A 17,746-nucleotide genomic window follows, 5' to 3' on the forward strand; every position below is an offset into this window, starting at 1 on the left:
TTTTTTTGTAACGGATGACGATGAAGCGTTTGATCGTGATGGGCCTCATGGCGGGCATCGGCACGCTGGGCAGTGCCGCGGAATTGCGTCGCGTAGGCGGCGATACCATCGCCCTGCGCGGTGCCATCGCCGAGGGCGACGTGGACCAGCTGCGGCAGCTGGCCACGCCAGCGACCACCGTGCTGCGCATCAATAGCGCAGGCGGCGACCCGCAGGCGGCCATGCTGCTGGGGCGCTACCTGCGCCAGCGGCAATGGCGCCTCGCCATCGATACCGTGTGTGCCGGCAGCTGTGCCCTGTACGTTTTCCCGGCCGCGCAACATACAAGCATTCCAGACACCGCCGTGCTGGCACTGCAGGAGTCGGCCTTTCTGCGCGCGCAGGAAGGCCCGCAGCACATGCGCCGCAGCCTGATCGAGGCGGGCGTACCGGCCGATGAGCTGGAGCGTGACACTGCGGCGCTGGCCGTGCAACTGGCGCAGGTGGCGGCGCTGGAAGCGGCGTTTGCCGCGGAGCTGGGCATCGCCCCCGCCTTCTACCGCGATTTCCGACAGGTGGCGGCGCAGGCCGATGGCGTGCGCCAGCGCTTTCCCGACCAGGAGGCGGCCGTCTACTGGTGGCCGGGGGCGGCACGGCTGCAGCGCTGCTACGGCATCGCCGGCGTGCAGGAGGGGACGCGCGCGGCGCGCCTGGCGCCCGACGGCTATCTGTACGTGCCGGCCCTGTCTGCCCTGGTGATGGGCGACCAGGCTTTGCAGGCTTGTCCATGAGCCGCAGCGGCCGTTTGTTCCTGCTGATGGACGCCATGCGCGCCAAACGCGTGCCCGTCACGGCGGCCCAGCTGGCGCAGCAACTGGGGGTATCGGAGCGCACGATTTACCGCGACATCCAGACCCTGGCCGAACTGGGCGCGCCCCTGCAGGGTGAGGCCGGCATCGGCTATGTGCTGCGCCGCGGCGCCTTTCTGCCGCCGCTGATGTTCGGACCCGATGAACTGGAAGCGCTGGTGCTGGGCGCGCGCTGGGTGCGCCGGCAGGGCGATGCGGGCCTGGCGCAGGCGGCCAGCAATGCCCTGGCGAAGATCGCGGCCGCTTCGCCGCGCGACCTGCGCGACAGCATGGCCGAGACCAGCTTGTGGGTGCCGCTGGGCAGTCCCGCCGATGGCACGCAGCCGGCCGACCGCTACGTGCAGCCGGTGCGCGAGGCCATCCGCTACGAACAGAAGCTCACGCTGGCCTATCAGGATGAGCATGGCAGCGCCACCTCGCGCACGGTGTGGCCGTTTGCCCTGGCCTTTTTTGAAGGCAAGCGCCTGCTGGCCGCCTGGTGCGAGCTGCGCGGCGATTACCGGCATTTCCGCATCGACCGCATCGCCGACGTGCAGCGGCACGAGGAGCGCTATCCCACGCGGCGCCATGTGCTGTTGGATACCTGGCGCAAGGCGCATGAGATTGATCCGGAATCGTGAGATGCGCTCCTGACAAAAACTGTCAGTGACTGGTTCTACGATGGTGGCTTCCTCACTCACCGGAGTTACGCACCATGCGCCTGTACCACCACCCCATGTCTTCGAATGCCCGCCGTGCCCTGATGACGGCGATCCACCTCGGCCTGCCTCTGGAACTGGCCGAAGTCGACCTGATGAATGCGGACGACCGCCGCCGCCTGGCCGAACTGAACCCGAACGGCAAGGTGCCCGTGCTGGCCGATGGCGATTTCCTGCTGTGGGAATCGTGCGCCATCATGCAATACCTGGCCGAGCAGGTGCCGGGCCAGACGATTTATCCACAGGCGCCGCAAGCGCGCGCCGACGTCAACCGCTGGCTGTTCTGGGCCGCGCAGCATTTCGCGCCGGCCATCAGCGTGCTGGCCTGGGAACGCGCCTGGAAGGGCATGACGGGCAATGGTCCGGCGGACCCGCTGGAAGAGGCGCGCGGCGAGCGCGATCTGCATGCGTGCGCCGTGGTGCTGGACGCGCATCTGGCGCAGCGCGACTGGCTTTGCGGCGATGCCTTGACCCTGGCCGATTTCGCCGTGGCCGCGCCGCTGATGTACCGCGACGCCGTGCGGCTGCCGCTGGCGCAGTACCAGCATATCGAGGCGTGGTTTGCCCGTGTGCGGCAGCTGCGCGCCTGGCAGGAAACGGACGTGCAACTGCTGCCGGGATAATGTACGCACTACGTGTGCCAGCGCACGGAGCCGGCACGGCGGCACGCATAAGATAGGGCTGTCTCTTTCAGGACATCCCTAGCTTTGGACTTTACCCGCTTTCGAGCGGGTTTTTTTTGTCTGGAGCTTGATAATTGGAGCGTCGCCGCACAGATGCGGCGTCTCCCACTGCCAGCAGGTACGCCATGTTCATGCCACGCCATCCGAAGCCACTCTTGAGTACCCGGGCGGTCGCCACGCAAGTCGCCCAGCAGAAGCAGGGAACGCAGGCCATGGACAAGCATGTGCTGATCGTCGACGTGCCGAAGCCGGCGCCAGGCGTGCCGATCATGCCGCCGGTGCCGGTAAAACAGGATTAATGCACGAGCACCTTCAGCAGCGACTGCACTTCATCGTCCGATTCTTCCATGATGCTCGACAGGGTCGCATCGCCGATCACGCAATCGATGCTGCCGGCGGCGCGGGCGGCGCGCACGGCGATGGCGGCCGGGCTTTCGTTGAGGGGGGACGAGACCGGCGCCAGGTCATTCGCCAGCAGCAAGGTGTCGCCCAGCGATTCGGGCGGGATGGCGCGCAAGCCTTCCCACAGCGCAGCGATGGCGCCCATCACCGCTTCCGGCACCTTCAGTTTGGTCAATACGCCATGGCCGATCGCTTGTTCGCCATGTTCGACCCAGTCCTCCGGTTCGCCGTCGAGGATGCCGGGGAATTCGGCTGCGCGTGACAGCAGATAAAAGCCGCCCACTTCATGCATGATGCCGGCAAACAGGGCCGTATCGGGGTCCACCCTGGTGACGCGGCGAGCCAGTACCTGCGACAGGGCCGCCACGTGGGCCGTATGTTCCCACAGCTGCTTGGCCTTCGCCTGCAGCACGGGATCGGTAATGGTGCTGCCCAGCTGGCGCACGATCAGCGACGCTACCACCGACTGCAGGGTACGCACGCCGAGCCGCTGTACGGCATTGCGCACGCTGGTGATTTCGTTGCCGGAACGGTTGAACGCCACCGAATTGGCGATGGCCACCGTGCGCGCGGCCAGCAGCGGGTCGGCTTGCACCAGCTTGGCAGCGGCCTCGATATGGCAGTCGGGATCGGCCAGCGCCTCTTGCAGCTTGAGCGAAGCGTTCACATTGGCAGGAAAGGTCAGCTCGCCACGAGCGGCTTGTGCGGCGATGCTTTTAAAGGCGTCGAGTCTGTTCATTGAAAAAATTATACTCGCAATATTTCCGTACGGAACTTTTTAACTGTGATCTTTTCGCAAACAGCTTGGCAAAAGGCAAGCAAATGCCCCGGAAACGAAAAAAGGCATGCCCCTATGCAGGTGGCATGCCTTTTTTCTAACGACAGCGCGACTACAGCGATTCGCTGAAGATGGCGTCACAGCCTTCAACCAACTCGTCGCTGTCTTCCAGCTCATCCGTCAAGCCCAGGTCGAAGAGTTCCTCGACGGCGTTCATGAAGCTGTTGTGCTTGGTGGCGCCGATCAGGCGGTAGATTTCGCCGTCTTCGTTGCGCACGCCGATGATCAGTTTTTCCTGGCGTACCAGTTCCGGCGTGCTGGCGTTGAGCAGCAGGTTGCCGATGATGTGTTTATCGAAATGAGCGGGCTTTTTGCCGTCGAGCAGTGTGGTTTTCAACTTGGTTTCCTTTGTCTTGTTTGAATGTCTGTGCTTGGTGAATGATCAACTGTGGCCGTTGGCGATGGCGTGTTTCAGGCTGGCCAGGGTGGTTTCCAAGCGCATGAAATCGTCTTCGGTATAGCCGTCAAACAAGCGCTGTCCCTGCTTTGTCAGCTTGGGGAACACGTCATGGAACACCTGTTCACCCTCGCAGCTCAAGCGCACGAAGTAGGAGCGCTTGTCTTTGTTGCAACGTTCGCGTACCACCAGCCCCTTTTGCTCCAGCCGGTCCACCACGCCCGTCAAGGTGCCCTTGGTAATCAGGGTTTTCTGGCCCAGCTCCTTGTAGGACATGCCGCAGGTGTTGCCGAGCGTGGCAATGATGTCGAATTGCGCATGCGTCAAGCCGTACTGGCGCACGAAGTCGCCTGAAAACCGCTCGAAGCCTTGCATGCATTCGGCCAGCAGCCGGATACTTTTTAAATATCGTTCACCCATGGGGTGTGATTATATCCTTCCATCCCGCTTTTTTCCGCCGGGGCAGCGGCGTTATTGCGTGAAGGGTTCGATGGGGCGGAACTCCGGTATCATGTGGGCAACTCAGCCCTTGCCCCTGGTCCGCCCCGCCGATGTCTTTCGCTAATCTTTCCCGTATCGGCCTCGACAAACCGCTGCGCCTGCTGTTGGTCCATGCCGGCGATGCCGAGTCGATTACCTGGGCGGGCCTGGTGCAACCGCTGCGCCTGTGCGCGCGGGCGCTGGGGCCGGACGCGCTGCAACTGGACGTGCGCACGCCCGAGCAAGTGGCCCAGCAGGGCGGCAACTGGCATATCGCGCTGCTGGTGGCCGATGAAACGCAGGCGCCGCTGCGCGCCGAGCTGTGCCGGGCCGTGATCGAACGCTGCCGTTCGGCGCCATTCTGGGGCGGCGTGGGCGCGGCCGTGCTGTGGCTGGCCGACGCGGGCGTCATGGATGGCGTGCGCATCGCCTTGCCGTGGGCCCTGTACGCCGATGCGGAAGCGAAGGCCGAACGGGCCATCCTGACGCCGCACCTGTTCGACATCGACGGCCCCCACATTACCTGCTGCGGCGGCGCGGCCAGCATCGATTTTTCGCTGACCCTGATCGAGACCATCTTTGGCGCCGACGTGCAGGCGCTCGTCAAGGAAGCGTTGTGCGTGGACAAGGTGCGCGGCAAGGAAGAACGCCAGCGCGTGGCCTTGCAGGCGCGTTTCGGCGTGCTGCAGCCGAAATTGTCCGAAGCGGTCACCTTGATGGAAGCCAATATCGAGGAGCCGCTGTCGACCGATGACATCGCCAGCCTGGTGGGCCTGTCGCGGCGCCAGCTGGAACGGCTGTTCAAGCAATACCTGGGCAGCTTGCCGTCGCGCTACTACCTGGAGCTGCGCCTGCAGCGCTCGCGGCAACTATTGCTCGATACACATTATTCCATCGTGCAAGTAGGCCTGATGTGCGGCTTTTCCTCCGGTTCGCACTTTTCCACGGCGTTTGGCACCCTGTTTGGCAATACCCCGCGCGAAGAGCGGCAAAGAAAGCTCATGCCCCCGGCTTGATCAAGGCAAGTCCGGCTGTGATGAATTGTGAAAATCCTTGTCGCAGATTCAAAAGAGTTTTAGCATCCCGCTTTTTATAATGCAGTACACACGTAGCTGTCGTAGCTGCGGAGTACCTAACATATTGATGGGGAAATGCTATGAATGCCAAGCTTGATTCGACCGTAACGGCTCGTCCAGTCACCCGGGATACCTTTGACCAGGTCCTCGTTCCTACCTACGCCCCTGCAGCGATGGTACCCGTGCGCGGTTCCGGACTGGATCTGTGGGACCAGACCGGCAAGCATTACCTCGATTTCACCTCCGGCATCGCCGTCAACAGCCTGGGCCACTGCCATCCTGTGCTGGTCGACGTGCTGACCAAGCAAATCAATAATTTGTGGCATTTGGGCAACGGCTACACCAACGAGCCGGTGCTGCGCCTGGCGCTGGCGCTGACGGAAGCGACTTTCGCTGACCGCGCTTTCTTCTGCAACTCGGGCGCGGAAGCCAACGAAGCGGCCCTGAAACTGGCGCGCAAGTACGCGCACACCAAATTCGGCGCGCACAAGTCGCGCATCATTTCGTGCTTGAGCTCCTTCCACGGCCGCACCCTGTTCACGGTCTCCGTCGGCGGCCAGGCCAAGTATACGGAAGGCTTCGAGCCGCTGCCACCGTCGATCGACCACATCGCCTACAACGACATCGAAGCGGCGCGCGCCGCCATCGGCGATGACGTGTGCGCCGTGATCGTCGAGCCGGTACAAGGCGAAGGCGGCGTGGTGCCGGGCAATCCTGAATTCCTCAAAGAGCTGCGCGCCCTGTGCGACAAGACGGGCGCCCTGCTGATTTTCGACGAAGTCCAGAGCGGCATGGGCCGCACTGGCGCGTTGTTTGCCTACATGGGCTACGGCGTCACACCGGACGTCCTGACGGCAGCCAAGGCCCTGGGCAACGGCTACCCGATCGGCGCCATGCTGACCACGCATGAACTGGCGCAAACCCTGTCCGTCGGTACCCACGGCACCACCTACGGCGGCAACCCGCTGGCCGCTACCGTGGCCTTGAGCGTACTGGAAACCATCAACACGCCAGCGTTCCTGGCGCGTGTGAAAGAAGCGAGCGTCAGCACCATCGCCATGCTGCAAGGCTTGATCACGGATTACCCGCAAGTGTTCTCCGTCGTGCGCGGCAGCGGTTTGCTGCTGGGCCTGGTAGTCAGCGATGCCTGGAAGGGCCGCGCGAAAGACATCCAGAAGGCGGCAGAAGCGCAAGGCTTGATGGTGCTGATCGCCGGCATGGACGTGGTGCGCCTGGCGCCGGCCCTGATCGTCTCGGACGAACAGATCGCCGAAGCGGGCCGTCTGCTGCGCGTCGCCATCGACGGCATGCTGAAAGCCTGAGGCTAGCCTCGCTCCCTGTTTGATCACCGGCCCGCCGCTTTGCTGCGGGCCGGCTTGGTTCTACCCGGGTATTCAGCCCAAGTATCGTCAGCATTGAAGGAGTACCCATGTATGTTGTCCGTCCGGTAGAAATTGCGGATATCGCCGCCCTCGAAGCGTTGGCCGCGGTAACCATGCCGGGTGTCCATACCCTGCCGAGGACGCGCGAAAAAATCGCCGCCTCCGTCGAGCGCTCCATCGCCTCGTTTGCCGCCCATGTCGACATCCCCAGCGAAGAGTCGTATCTCTTCGTGCTTGAATCCCTGCTCGACAAGAGCATCTTTGGTACGGCCGCCATCTTCGCCTCGGCCGGATCGAACGGCACCTATTTTTCCTTTCGCAACGACGTCATCCAGCAAGTCTCGCGCGACCTGAACATCAGCCACAGCGTGCATGCGCTGACCCTGTGTTCGGAGCTGACGGCGTATTCGCAGCTGTCCGGCTTTTACGTGCGCAACATGGAGCAGGCGGGCCTGGAAGCGGCCCTGCTGTCGCGCGCGCGGCTGCTGTTTGCCGTACTGGCACCGCACCGTTTCGGCGACCGTTTCTTCGTGCCGCTGGCCGGCATCACGGACGCCAACGGCCAGTCGCCGTTCTGGGATGCGCTGGGCCGCAAGTTCTTCCAGATGGATTTCCTCGATGCCGAAAAAGTCATCGGCGGCGCGCGCAACCGCACCCTGATCGTCGAACTGATGCCGCACTACCCCGTGTACGTGCCGCTGCTGCCGGGCGACGCGCAGGCGGCCATGGGCCAGATCCACCCGAGCGGCGAACTGGCGTTCAATTTGCTGACGGAAGAAGGCTTTGAAGCGGACGATTACATCGACATCTTCGATGGCGGCCCCATTTTGCAGGCGCACAAGCATGCGCTGCGCTCGTTTACGGGTTCGCTCACGCGCCGCGTCGTCGCCGGCGTCACTCCCAGCCGCACGGGCCTGAAAGTGCATTACGCGGTCGCTTCGGGCGCGGAGCGCAACTTCCGCGCCGTCACCTTCACCTGCGATGCGCTCGAAGCGCAGGACACCGTCGGCTTGCCGCCCGAGCTGCTCGAAGCGCTGGCCGTGGCCGAAGGCGACAGCGTCATTTGCGTGCGCATCTAACCGAGAGAACATTATGCTAGTAGTACGCGCCATCAACGCTTCTGACCTGGACGCCCTGTACGGCTTGGCCAGCCAGGTCGGCACCGGCATGACCACCCTCAAGCCGGACATGAAAATGCTGGGCGACCGCCTGGCCATCGCCTGCGCCTCGTTCGCCGAAACCATCGCGCCCGAAAAGCGCGACTACATGTTCGTCATGGAGGATACCGACACGGGCCGCCTGGCCGGGGTGTGCGCCATCAAGGGCGCCGTGGGCCTGGAAGAACCGTTCTATAACTACCGTATCGGCACTCTGGTCCATTCCAGCCGCGAGCTCGACGTGTTTACGCGCATGGAAACCCTGTACCTGTCGAACGACCTGACGGGCAGCACGGAACTGTGTTCGCTGTTTTTGCACCCCGATTACCGCAGCGGCAACAACGGCAAGCTGCTGTCGAAAAGCCGCTTCCTGTTCATCGCCCAGTTCCCGCACCTGTTCACGGAAAAGCTGATCGCCGAAATGCGCGGCTACCAGGCGCCGGACGGCAGCTCGCCGTTCTATGAAGGCCTGGGCCGCCACTTCTTCAAGATGGATTTCCACCACGTCGACGACTTGACGAGCCTCGGTAAAAAATCGTTCATCGCCGAACTGATGCCGCGCCAGCCCATGTACGTGGCCTACCTGCCCGACGAAGCGCAGGAAGTCATCGGCAAGGTGCATCTGAGCACGGCGCCCGCGCGCCGCCTGCTGGAACAGGAAGGCTTGCACTTCGAAGGCTATGTCGACATTTTCGACGCCGGTCCCGTGCTGCAGGCGCGCGTGTCCGAGTTGCGCGCCATGCGCGACAGCATGCCGGCCGTGCTGGACGCCGACGCTGCGCCGGAAGTGGGCGGCGACGCCGTCCAGGCCGAGCCTTACCTGGTGTCGAACACCGACCTGAAAGATTTCCGCATGATCGTCACCAGCGCCAATCCGCACGGCGGCAAGATCGCGCTCGATGACGCTGAACTGCATTTGCTGCGCTGCCATCACGGCGATACCGTGCGCACCTTGTCACTCAACCCGAGGAAGCATCCCCATGTCTAACGTATTTCATTCGTCTACCGCAGCATCGAACTTCATCAACGGCGCCTGGCTGCCGGGCACGGGCCGTGAACTGGTCACCATCGACCCATCGAACGGCAAGCAAACCTGGGCCAGCCTGGAAGCGACGGAGCGCGAAGTCGAACAGGCTTGCCAGGCCGCCCGCGCGGCGTTCGAAGCATGGGCCGATACGCCCGTCGAGGAACGCATCGCCATCTGCGTGCGCTTTCGCGAACTGCTCAAGGAGCATGCGGAAGCGCTGGCGCTCCTGATCTCGGAAGAAGTGGGCAAGCCCTTGTGGGAGTCGCGCACGGAAGTGGCCACCATGGCCAACAAGATCGATATCTCGGTGCAGTCCTACCACGCGCGCACGGGCATCACGCAAAGCAAGATCGCCGATGGCGACGCCGTGCTGCGCCACCGTCCGCATGGCGTGTTCGGCGTCTTCGGCCCCTACAATTTCCCCGGCCACCTGCCCAACGGCCACATCGTGCCGGCCCTGATCGCCGGTAACACCATCGTCTTCAAGCCCAGCGAATATGCGCCGCGCACGGCCGTGAAAACCGTGCAGCTGTGGCAGCAGGCCGGCTTGCCCAATGGCGTCGTCAACCTCGTCAACGGCGGGCGCGACACGGGCGTGGCGCTGGGTGCCAATGCGCACCTCGACGGCGTGCTGTTTACGGGTTCGTGCCAGACGGGTATCAGCCTGCACCGCCAGTTCGGCGGCCAGCCGGGCAAGATGCTGGCGCTGGAAATGGGCGGCAACAACGCCCTGGTCGTGTGGGATGTGCAGGACGTGGACGCGGCCGTGCACCACGCGATCTTCTCCGCTTTTGTGTCGGCCGGCCAGCGCTGCACCTGCGCGCGCCGCCTGGTAGTGCAAGATAGCGCAGCGGGGTCTGCCTTCGTGGCGCGCCTGGTGGAAGTGGCGGCGAAACTGGGCATCGGCGCGTCCGACGCGCAGCCGCAGCCTTTCATGGGCCCAGTAGTGTCGGCTGCCGTGGCCGCGCGCCTGGTGCAGGCGCAGGCGGACATGGTGGCCAAGGGTGGTACCACCCTGCTGCAGATGCGCCAATTGAATCCCGAGGCGGGCTTTGTCACGGCCGGCATCGTCGATGTCACCGCTGCTACCGGCATCCCCGACGAGGAATGGTTCGGCCCGCTGCTGCAGGTGATCCGCGTGGCCGATTTCGATGCGGCCCTGAAGGTTGCCAACGCCACCGAATTCGGCCTGGCCGCCGCGCTCCTGTCCGACGATGCGGCGCTGTGGCAGCTGTTTCAAACGCGTGCGCGCGCCGGCATCATCAACTGGAACCGCCCGACCACGGGCGCGGCCAGCACGGCGCCGTTCGGCGGCATCGGCAAGTCGGGCAACCACCGTCCGAGCGCCTATTACGCGGCCGATTACTGCGCCTACCCGGTCGCCTCGATCGAAAACAGCGCGCTGGAAATGCCGGCCAAGCTGTCGCCCGGCCTGAATTTTTAAGGAAATCCCATGCACAGCACGCGCGAATACAATTTTGACGGCCTGGTCGGGCCATCGCATAACTATGCCGGACTGTCGTTCGGCAACGTGGCCTCGTTCAGCAATGTGAAAAGCGCTTCGAATCCGAAGCAGGCCGCCTTGCAGGGCCTGGCCAAGATGCGTGCGCTGGCCGCGCGCGGCTTTGCGCAAGCGTTGCTGCCGCCGCAAGACCGGCCCAATTTCCGCCTGCTGCGCTCCATCGGTTTCACGGGCACGGATGCCGAGGTGCTGGCGCGCGCCTACAAGGAATCCCCTGTGATTCTGGCCTGCGCCTATTCCGCCTCGCCCATGTGGACGGCGAATGCCGCCACGGTCAGCCCGTCGGCCGATACGCAGGACGGCCGCGTGCATTTCACGGCCGCCAACCTGAATAACAAGCTGCATCGGGCCTTTGAGCACGCGCAGTCGGCGCGCAGCCTGCGCGCCATCTTCAGCGACGACCAGCACTTCGCCGTGCATGACGCGCTGCCGTCCACGCCCGCTTTTGGCGACGAAGGCGCGGCCAACCACACGCGTCTGGGCGCCAGCCACGGCGCGCCATCCGTTGAATTGTTCGTGTATGGCCGGGTGGAGTTCGATCCTTCCGCGCCGTCGCCGAAGCGCTACCCGGCGCGCCAGACCCTGGAAGCGTCGCAAGCCGTGGCGCGATTGCATGGCCTGGACGCCAAACGCACCGTGTACGTGCAGCAGAACCCGGACGTGATCGACCAGGGCGTGTTCCATAACGACGTCATCGCCGTAGGCAATGGCAATGTGCTGTTCTATCACGAGCAGGCATTTGCCGATGAAGGGGAAAGCCTGTCGCAGCTGCATCGCGCCGTCGCCGCCACGGGTGCGCAACTGCACGCACTGCGCGTGGACACGGGCCAGGTGCCGATCCAGGATGCGGTGACCAGCTATCTGTTCAACAGCCAGTTGCTGACGAAAGAGGGCGGCAAGATGGCGCTGGTGATACCGCAGGAGTGCCAGGAAAACCGCGCCGTGTCGCGCTATCTGGAAGGCCTGGTGGCCAGCGGTGGACCCATCGACGAACTGATTCATTTCGACCTGCGCCAGAGCATGCGCAACGGCGGCGGGCCTGCCTGCCTGCGTTTGCGCGTGGCGCTGACGCAAACCGAAGCGCGCGCCATGCACCAGGGCGTGATCATGACGGAAACGCTGTACCATCGGCTGGTACAGTGGGTGGAGAAGCACTACCGCGACCATCTGGAGCCGGCCGACCTGGCCGACCCGCAACTGGCGCTGGAAGTACATGCGGCGCTTGAAGAATTGACAATCATCCTCAACTTACCTGGATTGTACGACTTGTAGGCGATAGAAAAAACACAGAAAAAATCCGAGACAGACTATCCGTAGCACAGACAGAATTGGACGGGCGACCCCCGTCTCTTGACACCGCTGCCGCCCAGCCACAAGCCCGAACGACAGCGTTGGACATTCACATTACCGTAATGGAGATGCAAGATGAATCACACGCCACAAGATTTGCGCACACAAACGCTGGAGCTGATTAACGCGGCTGGCAATGCGAACAAGGCGGCAGCGCCTGTCGTACAACTGGTGCAGGCATGGCTGGACTCGCTCGACGCCGAAGACCTGGCCGACATCGCGCCCGACAGCCTGGCGCCCGTGCTGGTCGACGGTTTCACGCAAGCGGCCAAGCGCACCGGCAGCGGCTGCCAGATCGCCACCCTGCGTTATGCCGATGGCCGTGGCGGCATGGCGAGCGCCTTGCTGATCCTGAACGAAGACATGCCTTACCTGGTCGACTCCATCGTCATGGCCATGCGCCGCCAGCACCTGGCCGTGCGCGGCGTGATGAACACCGTGTTGCCCGTGCGCCGCGCCGCTGACGGCAGCGTCGAAGCGGTACGCCAGCCGGGCGACCCGCTCGAATCGTATGTGCTGGTACTGCTCGACGAAGAGCTGGCGCCGGAAGCCCTGGCCGCGCTGGTCGCCGCCCTGGAGATGGTCGCGCGTGACGCCTCTGTCGTGCGCCGCGATGCCGCCGCCATGGGCGAGCGCCTGGCCGCTGTCGCCGTGGCTGCCGCCCAGCATGGCGAAGAAGGCGCGGAAGTGGCCGCCTTCCTGGAATGGGCCCGCAACGGCGGCTTTGAAGTGTTCGGCTACGCCTATTACCGCGTCAAGCCGGGCGTGCGCGAACTCGAACGCGACATCCCGAGCCGCGTCGGCGTGCTGCAGGATACGGCGCACCCGGTCTACGGCACCTGCCTGGCGAATATTCCCGGTGATTTCGACACCCTGGCCAAGCGCGACTCGGCGCTGTCCATCGTCAAGGCCGACGTGGCAGGCACGTTGCACCGCGACCAGCAGCTCGATTTCATCGGCGTGCGCGACATGGATGCGCAAGGCGCGATCCTGGGCGAGCATTGCTTTGTCGGCCTGTTTACCCGTGCCGGCAACTCCACCCCGCTGGCGGCGCTGCCGTTTGCGCGCGGCCGCGTGGCCAAGGTATTGAGCCTGGCCGGCGTGCGCCAGCAAGGCTTCCGCGCCGAGAAATTCCGCGAAATCCTTGAGTCCTTGCCGCGCACCGAAGCGCTGGAAGCGGACCTCGACTGGCTGGCGCAAGTGTGCGGCGCCGTCGTCTCGCTGTACAAGCAGCCGCGCACCAAGGTCTTTGCGCGCCGCGACGTGTATGCGCGCCACCTGAACGTGCTGGTCTACCTGCCGCGCGAGCGCTACAGCGCCAGCGTGGCATCGAGCCTGGCAAAAGCCCTGCAAGCCAGTTCCGGCGCCACGCACGTGAGCACGCAAACCCTGGTGGCCGACGGTCCCCTGGCGCGCGTCTACCTGATCGCGCATGCCGCCCGTTACCCGCTGGACCTGGAAACGGATATCGAACAGCCGCTGCTGGGCGTGCTCGATGGCTGGCATAACGGCTTTGCCGCCGTGGCCGACGCCGTGCCCGACGTGGCCCTGCGCACCAGCCTGCGCAAGCTGTGCGCCACCTTGCCGCTCGATTACGTGGCCGCCACCGCGCCGGCCGTCGCCTTCCGCGACCTCGACACCATCCTGCGCAACACCGATCCATCGCAGGTGGCCGTGCGCATCGAGACGGGTGCCGTCACCACCATCCGCCTGCATTCGGCCAACAAGGTGCCGCCGCTGTCGGCCATCCTGCCGGCCCTGCATAACGCGGGCGTGGCGATCGACCGCGAGCAGGCCTTCTCGATTTCGCCTCCGGACGGCACGCGCTATTTCGTCACCAGCCTGACGGTCGATGCCGCCAGCGCGGCGAAACTGGCGCAGCCATCGGTCGTCGCCGTGGCGCAGGAACTGTTTGCCGCCCTGTTCAACGATGAAGCGGAAGATGGCCGCCTGAATGGCCTGGTCATCGAAGGCGGCCTGTCGACGCGCGAAGTGCAACTGGTGCGCGCCTACACCAGCTACTGGCGCCAGACGGGCAGCCGCTTCTCGGTGCGCTACATTGCCGAAAGCCTGCGCAAGCAGCCGGCTCACGTGAAAGCCCTGGTCGACGCCTTCCTGCAGCGCTTCGATCCTTCGCTGTCCGACGCGCAGCACGCGGCCGCCCTGGAGGCGATCGCCACCATCAAGGCCGGCCTGCCATCGGTGAATCACGCCGATACCGAGGAAATCCTCGGTGCGCTGGCCGACCTGATGGCCGCCACCCTGCGCACCAGCTACTTCCAGAACAATCAACAAGGCGACAAGATCATCTTCAAGTTCGACACCAGCAGCCTGGCGCTGGTGCCGGAACCGCGTCCTTACCGTGAGATTTTCGTCTTCTCGCGCCGCTTCGAAGGCGTGCACCTGCGCGGCGGCCCTGTCGCCCGTGGCGGCTTGCGCTGGTCCGACCGCATGGAAGACTACCGCACCGAAGTGCTGGGCCTGGTGAAGGCGCAGATGGTCAAAAATGCCGTCATCGTGCCAGCTGGCGCGAAAGGCGGTTTTGTCTGCAAGATGATGCCGAAGGACGCCGTGCGCGAAACCATCGCGGCCGAAGGCGAAGCCGTGTACCGCCTGTTCATTTCCAGCCTGCTGGAAGTGACGGACAACCGTTCGCTGGGCAATATCGTGCCGCCGGTCGACACCGTCTGCTTCGATGAAGCCGATCCGTACCTGGTGGTCGCTGCCGACAAGGGCACGGCCACGTTCTCGGACATCGCCAACGGCATCGCCGTGCAGCGCGGTTTCTGGCTCGGTGACGCGTTTGCCTCGGGTGGCTCGAACGGCTACGACCACAAGAAACTGGGCATCACCGCCAAGGGCGCATTCGAAGCCGTGAAGCGCCATTTCTATGAAATGGACCACGACTTGAACACCACCCCGATCACCATGGTCGGCGTGGGCGACATGTCGGGCGACGTGTTCGGTAACGGCGTACTGCTGTCGCGCCAGCTGAAACTGGTGGCCGCCTTCGACCATCGCCACATCTTCCTCGATCCGACACCGGACGTCGCTGTGTCGTTCGACGAACGCGCGCGCCTGTTCGCCTTGCCGCGCTCTTCGTGGGATGACTACAACAAGGAGCTGATCTCGGCCGGCGGCGGCGTGTATCCGCGTTCAAGCCGCACGATCGAGCTGTCGCCGCAGATCCGCGCCGCGCTCGATATTGCCGAGACCTCGCTGGCGCCGGAAGAACTGATGCACCGCATCCTGAAGTCGCCGGTGGACCTGTTCTACAACGGCGGCATCGGCACCTATATCAAGGCATCGACCGAGACGCACGCCCAGGTGAAGGACCGCGCCAACGACCATATCCGCGTCAGCGGCAATGAGCTGCGCGTGAAGGTCGTCGCCGAGGGCGGCAATCTGGGTGCGACGCAGGCCGGCCGCATCGAGTTCGCGCTGGCGGGTGGGCGCATCTTCACCGATGCGATCGACAATTCGGCCGGCGTGGATTGCTCGGACCATGAAGTGAACGTGAAAATCTGGCTGGACGTGGAAGTCAATGCGGGCAAGCTGACGGAAGCGGAACGCAATCGCGAGCTGTATGCGATGACGGACGACGTCGAGCGCCTGGTCTTGCGCGACAACACGCAGCAGACGCATTTGCTGGTGCGCGAGTTGCAGGCGCAAAGCGAGAGCGCCGTGCAGGATGGCTATGCCGCGCTGATCGCCAGCCTGGAAGAAGAGGGCGCCCTGTCGCGCGAGCTGGAGCAACTGCCGTCGGTGGCCGAACTGGCACGCCGCAAGAGCGACGGTCGTGGCCTGACCACGCCGGAACTGGCGGTGGTGATTGCCAACGTGAAGAACCGCTTCAAGCGCATCCTGTCCGCGCTGCCGTTGACGGATGAAACCTGGGCCGAGCCGGTGCTCAAACCGTATTTCCCGTCGCTGCTGGTGGAAACGCGTTCGGCGCTCGACCACCCGCTGGCCAACGCCATCCTGGCCACCGTGCTGGCCAATGAAGTGATCAACCGCTGCGGCCCGCTGATGATCCGCAACCTGGCGGCGGAACATGGCGTGGACGAGTCGGCCGTGATTCTGGCATGGGGCCAGGCCTGGGTGGCGCTGAATCTGGCGCCCGTGTTCGACGCGCTTGATGCGGATGCCTTGACGATTCCGCGTGCCGTGTCGATCAAGGTCGACGCGCAAACGCGCGTGCTGCAGCAAACGATGATCGCGGGCGTCTTGTCCGTGCCGGCCGAGCAATTGCGTGGCGCCGGCCTGGCCGAACTGACGCGTTTGTTTGGCGCGGAATCTAAGCGCGAGCTGCTGCAAGCCGTCGGCATCAAGTCCGAAGCGGCGCTGGTGCCGGGCCTGACGCCGGCCTTCGTGCAGGCGTGGGATGCGGTCGATGCGCTGGAAGTCGTCGCCGGCTTCCTGTTCCCGGCCCTGTCCGTGCCGCGTCCTGCGGCGATGGACCTGGCGGCCTTCCTGCAAGTGGGCCTGGCCCTGCGCAGCCAGGCGGGCATCGATACGCTGGAGCGTGGCCTGAAGCTGGCCGCGCAAGGCAAGTCGCAGGAGCAGTTGCGCAACTACGCGCAGCAGGCGCTGCGCCGCACGCAACAGCGTCTGCTGACGCAGGTGCTGGCGCGTGCCGGGCAAGGCAATGCGGGCCAGGCCGTCGATGCGGTGACGGGCGCGCTGGGCCTGTCGGCGTATGTGGCGGCGACGGAACTGGAGCAAGCCATGCTGGACGTGTGGACCTTGTCGGAAGCCGTGAATAAAATCACGGCGGAATCCACAGCGGAAGCGGCGGTGTAATGACGCAAGAAGTACGACAAGTTGGACCGGGTGCTGGCGGCTTGCCGCCAGCCGTGCAGGCGCTGGCGCAGGCCGATTTCAGCGGCGTGGCGCAGTTGTTTGCCAACGCCGGTTTCACGGTGGCCTTGCCGGCGCCGGGCATGCTGCAAGTGGTCAAGCCGCAGGCCGATGCGGGGCGCGCCAGCGTGGCCGTCTCGGTGGGCGTGCATGGCGACGAGACGGGGCCGATCGAAGTGTTGGCGCATCTGCTCGACGCGCTGTCGCGCGATGCGTCGGCGCTGGCCGTCGACTTGCTCGTTTGCGTGGGCAATGTCGATGCGATCCGGGCCGGCAAGCGTTTCATCGACGCCGACCTGAATCGCATGTTCCGTCCCGTGCGGGGGAGTCTGGCGCAAGCGGCGGAAAGCGCGCGCGCCGATGAAATGATCGCCGCGACCACAGCGTTCTTTGCCGCGGCCGGTCCCGTGCGCTGGCACCTGGATTTGCACACGGCCATCCGGCCTTCCGTGTACCCCACGTTTGCCATCGTGCCCGACCTGGTGGCCGACGACGCCAAGGCGCAGCTGATCGATTGGCTGGGCCAGGCGGCCATCGGCGCCATCATCATGAACCCGCAGTCGGCCGGCACGTACAGCTATTATTCGGCCGAACATTGCGGCGCGGCCGCCAGCACGGTGGAACTGGGCCGCGTGGGCACCCTGGGGCAGAACGATTTGTCGCTGTTCGACGACGTGTCGCGGGCGCTGGACGGCCTGCTGCGCGGCTTGCCCGCGCAGCCCGTCAAGGTGCAACCGCACGTGTTCAAGGTGGCGCAGGAAATCATCAAGCACAGCGATGAATTCCGCATGGCGTTTGATCGCAGCACGCAGAATTTCACCTCCTTGCCGCAGCACGCCGTGATCGCCAGCGATGGCGACCACGTCTACACGGTGCGGCACGCGGAAGAGCTGGTGGTGTTCCCCAACCCGGACGTGCGCGTGGGCTTGCGCGCGGGCTTGATGGTGGTGCGGACCTCCTGATCGTCCAGCCGTCACATAGCGTCAGGCGCCAGCCGGGGAAACCCGTTTGGCGCCATTTTTTTGC

The 17,746-nt window shown here is 64.5% G+C and carries 15 protein-coding genes; 12 read left to right on the plus strand and 3 right to left on the minus strand.

Translation table 11 applies throughout. The annotated features are described in order from the left end of the window. Nucleotides 1-20 precede the first annotated feature (20 nt). The 4 genes from ACP7DW_RS00180 to ACP7DW_RS00195 all read left to right on the plus strand — a co-directional run bounded on the left by ACP7DW_RS00180 (nucleotide 21) and on the right by ACP7DW_RS00195 (nucleotide 2,528). Nucleotides 21-770, plus strand: coding sequence for a hypothetical protein (locus ACP7DW_RS00180; RefSeq protein WP_426053884.1), 750 nt, complete (start codon nucleotides 21-23; stop codon nucleotides 768-770). After that, complete coding sequence (locus ACP7DW_RS00185) at nucleotides 767-1,468, plus strand: helix-turn-helix transcriptional regulator (protein ID WP_071075176.1); 702 nt, start codon at nucleotides 767-769, stop codon at nucleotides 1,466-1,468. Before ACP7DW_RS00180 ends, ACP7DW_RS00185 begins: the two co-directional genes overlap by 4 nt. 74 nt (nucleotides 1,469-1,542) lie before the next feature. Further along, nucleotides 1,543-2,169 (plus strand): glutathione S-transferase family protein, encoded by a 627-nt coding sequence (locus ACP7DW_RS00190; RefSeq protein WP_426053883.1) that lies wholly within the window; start codon nucleotides 1,543-1,545, stop codon nucleotides 2,167-2,169. 185 nt (nucleotides 2,170-2,354) lie between these two features. Next, complete coding sequence (locus ACP7DW_RS00195) at nucleotides 2,355-2,528, plus strand: hypothetical protein (RefSeq protein ID WP_165829558.1); 174 nt, start codon at nucleotides 2,355-2,357, stop codon at nucleotides 2,526-2,528. Here the strand turns inward: ACP7DW_RS00195 and ACP7DW_RS00200 are convergent. The 3 genes from ACP7DW_RS00200 to ACP7DW_RS00210 all read right to left on the minus strand — a co-directional run bounded on the left by ACP7DW_RS00200 (nucleotide 2,525) and on the right by ACP7DW_RS00210 (nucleotide 4,286). Next, the gene (locus ACP7DW_RS00200; protein WP_099761863.1) at nucleotides 2,525-3,370 is read right to left on the minus strand and encodes an HDOD domain-containing protein; all 846 of its coding nucleotides are present in this window, start codon (nucleotides 3,368-3,370) and stop codon (nucleotides 2,525-2,527) included. The genes ACP7DW_RS00195 and ACP7DW_RS00200 overlap by 4 nt on opposite strands. A 151-nt stretch (nucleotides 3,371-3,521) precedes the next feature. Then, nucleotides 3,522-3,806 (minus strand): hypothetical protein, encoded by a 285-nt coding sequence (locus tag ACP7DW_RS00205; RefSeq protein WP_219132418.1) that lies wholly within the window; start codon nucleotides 3,804-3,806, stop codon nucleotides 3,522-3,524. Nucleotides 3,807-3,851: 45 nt separating this feature from the next. Further along, nucleotides 3,852-4,286, minus strand: coding sequence for a MarR family winged helix-turn-helix transcriptional regulator (locus tag ACP7DW_RS00210; protein WP_165829557.1), 435 nt, complete (start codon nucleotides 4,284-4,286; stop codon nucleotides 3,852-3,854). Nucleotides 4,287-4,417: 131 nt separating this feature from the next. Between ACP7DW_RS00210 and ACP7DW_RS00215 the strand changes: the two genes are divergently transcribed. The 8 genes from ACP7DW_RS00215 (at nucleotide 4,418) to ACP7DW_RS00250 (ending at nucleotide 17,682) form a co-directional block, all read left to right on the plus strand. Further along, the gene (locus ACP7DW_RS00215; RefSeq protein ID WP_071075181.1) at nucleotides 4,418-5,362 is read left to right on the plus strand and encodes a GlxA family transcriptional regulator; all 945 of its coding nucleotides are present in this window, start codon (nucleotides 4,418-4,420) and stop codon (nucleotides 5,360-5,362) included. Nucleotides 5,363-5,502: 140 nt separating this feature from the next. Next, nucleotides 5,503-6,744: an acetylornithine/succinylornithine family transaminase gene (gene astC, locus ACP7DW_RS00220; RefSeq protein ID WP_426053882.1), complete on the plus strand. Its 1,242-nt coding sequence runs from the start codon at nucleotides 5,503-5,505 to the stop codon at nucleotides 6,742-6,744. A 107-nt stretch (nucleotides 6,745-6,851) separates the two neighbouring features. Next, the gene (locus tag ACP7DW_RS00225) at nucleotides 6,852-7,883 is read left to right on the plus strand and encodes an arginine N-succinyltransferase (RefSeq protein ID WP_215403549.1); all 1,032 of its coding nucleotides are present in this window, start codon (nucleotides 6,852-6,854) and stop codon (nucleotides 7,881-7,883) included. A gap of 13 nt (nucleotides 7,884-7,896) precedes the next feature. Next, on the plus strand, nucleotides 7,897-8,949 hold the full coding sequence (gene astA / locus ACP7DW_RS00230) for an arginine N-succinyltransferase (RefSeq protein ID WP_426053881.1): 1,053 nt from the start codon (nucleotides 7,897-7,899) through the stop codon (nucleotides 8,947-8,949). Further along, nucleotides 8,942-10,432 carry a succinylglutamate-semialdehyde dehydrogenase gene (gene astD, locus ACP7DW_RS00235; protein ID WP_426053880.1) on the plus strand — a complete coding sequence of 497 codons (1,491 nt, stop codon included), beginning with the start codon at nucleotides 8,942-8,944 and terminating at the stop codon, nucleotides 10,430-10,432. The genes astA and astD overlap by 8 nt, the downstream gene beginning before the upstream one ends. A gap of 9 nt (nucleotides 10,433-10,441) precedes the next feature. Further along, nucleotides 10,442-11,782, plus strand: coding sequence for an N-succinylarginine dihydrolase (gene astB / locus ACP7DW_RS00240; protein ID WP_426053879.1), 1,341 nt, complete (start codon nucleotides 10,442-10,444; stop codon nucleotides 11,780-11,782). A gap of 153 nt (nucleotides 11,783-11,935) precedes the next feature. Then, nucleotides 11,936-16,663, plus strand: a complete 4,728-nt coding sequence (locus ACP7DW_RS00245) for an NAD-glutamate dehydrogenase domain-containing protein (RefSeq protein ID WP_426053878.1) — start codon at nucleotides 11,936-11,938, stop codon at nucleotides 16,661-16,663. After that, complete coding sequence (locus ACP7DW_RS00250; protein ID WP_426053877.1) at nucleotides 16,663-17,682, plus strand: succinylglutamate desuccinylase; 1,020 nt, start codon at nucleotides 16,663-16,665, stop codon at nucleotides 17,680-17,682. Before ACP7DW_RS00245 ends, ACP7DW_RS00250 begins: the two co-directional genes overlap by 1 nt. Nucleotides 17,683-17,746: the final 64 nt, after the last annotated feature.

This window comes from Janthinobacterium sp. PSRC1-1, from assembly GCF_049897525.1.
Classification (GTDB): Bacteria; Pseudomonadota; Gammaproteobacteria; order Burkholderiales; family Burkholderiaceae_D; genus Janthinobacterium; species Janthinobacterium tructae.

Excerpts from the sequence above, each read along its gene's own strand:
- ACP7DW_RS00225 (WP_215403549.1), top strand. The coding sequence starts at position 6,852 with ATGTATGTTGTCCGTCCGGTAGAAATTGCGGATATCGCCGCCCTCGAA.
- ACP7DW_RS00245 (WP_426053878.1), top strand. The coding sequence starts at position 11,936 with ATGAATCACACGCCACAAGATTTGCGCACACAAACGCTGGAGCTGATT.
- ACP7DW_RS00190 (WP_426053883.1), top strand. The coding sequence starts at position 1,543 with ATGCGCCTGTACCACCACCCCATGTCTTCGAATGCCCGCCGTGCCCTG.
- astD (WP_426053880.1), top strand. The coding sequence starts at position 8,942 with ATGTCTAACGTATTTCATTCGTCTACCGCAGCATCGAACTTCATCAAC.
- ACP7DW_RS00195 (WP_165829558.1), top strand. The coding sequence starts at position 2,355 with ATGTTCATGCCACGCCATCCGAAGCCACTCTTGAGTACCCGGGCGGTC.
- ACP7DW_RS00210 (WP_165829557.1), bottom strand. The coding sequence starts at position 4,286 with ATGGGTGAACGATATTTAAAAAGTATCCGGCTGCTGGCCGAATGCATG.
- ACP7DW_RS00250 (WP_426053877.1), top strand. The coding sequence starts at position 16,663 with ATGACGCAAGAAGTACGACAAGTTGGACCGGGTGCTGGCGGCTTGCCG.
- ACP7DW_RS00215 (WP_071075181.1), top strand. The coding sequence starts at position 4,418 with ATGTCTTTCGCTAATCTTTCCCGTATCGGCCTCGACAAACCGCTGCGC.
- ACP7DW_RS00200 (WP_099761863.1), bottom strand. The coding sequence starts at position 3,370 with ATGAACAGACTCGACGCCTTTAAAAGCATCGCCGCACAAGCCGCTCGT.
- ACP7DW_RS00185 (WP_071075176.1), top strand. The coding sequence starts at position 767 with ATGAGCCGCAGCGGCCGTTTGTTCCTGCTGATGGACGCCATGCGCGCC.
- astA (WP_426053881.1), top strand. The coding sequence starts at position 7,897 with ATGCTAGTAGTACGCGCCATCAACGCTTCTGACCTGGACGCCCTGTAC.
- astB (WP_426053879.1), top strand. The coding sequence starts at position 10,442 with ATGCACAGCACGCGCGAATACAATTTTGACGGCCTGGTCGGGCCATCG.
- astC (WP_426053882.1), top strand. The coding sequence starts at position 5,503 with ATGAATGCCAAGCTTGATTCGACCGTAACGGCTCGTCCAGTCACCCGG.
- ACP7DW_RS00180 (WP_426053884.1), top strand. The coding sequence starts at position 21 with ATGAAGCGTTTGATCGTGATGGGCCTCATGGCGGGCATCGGCACGCTG.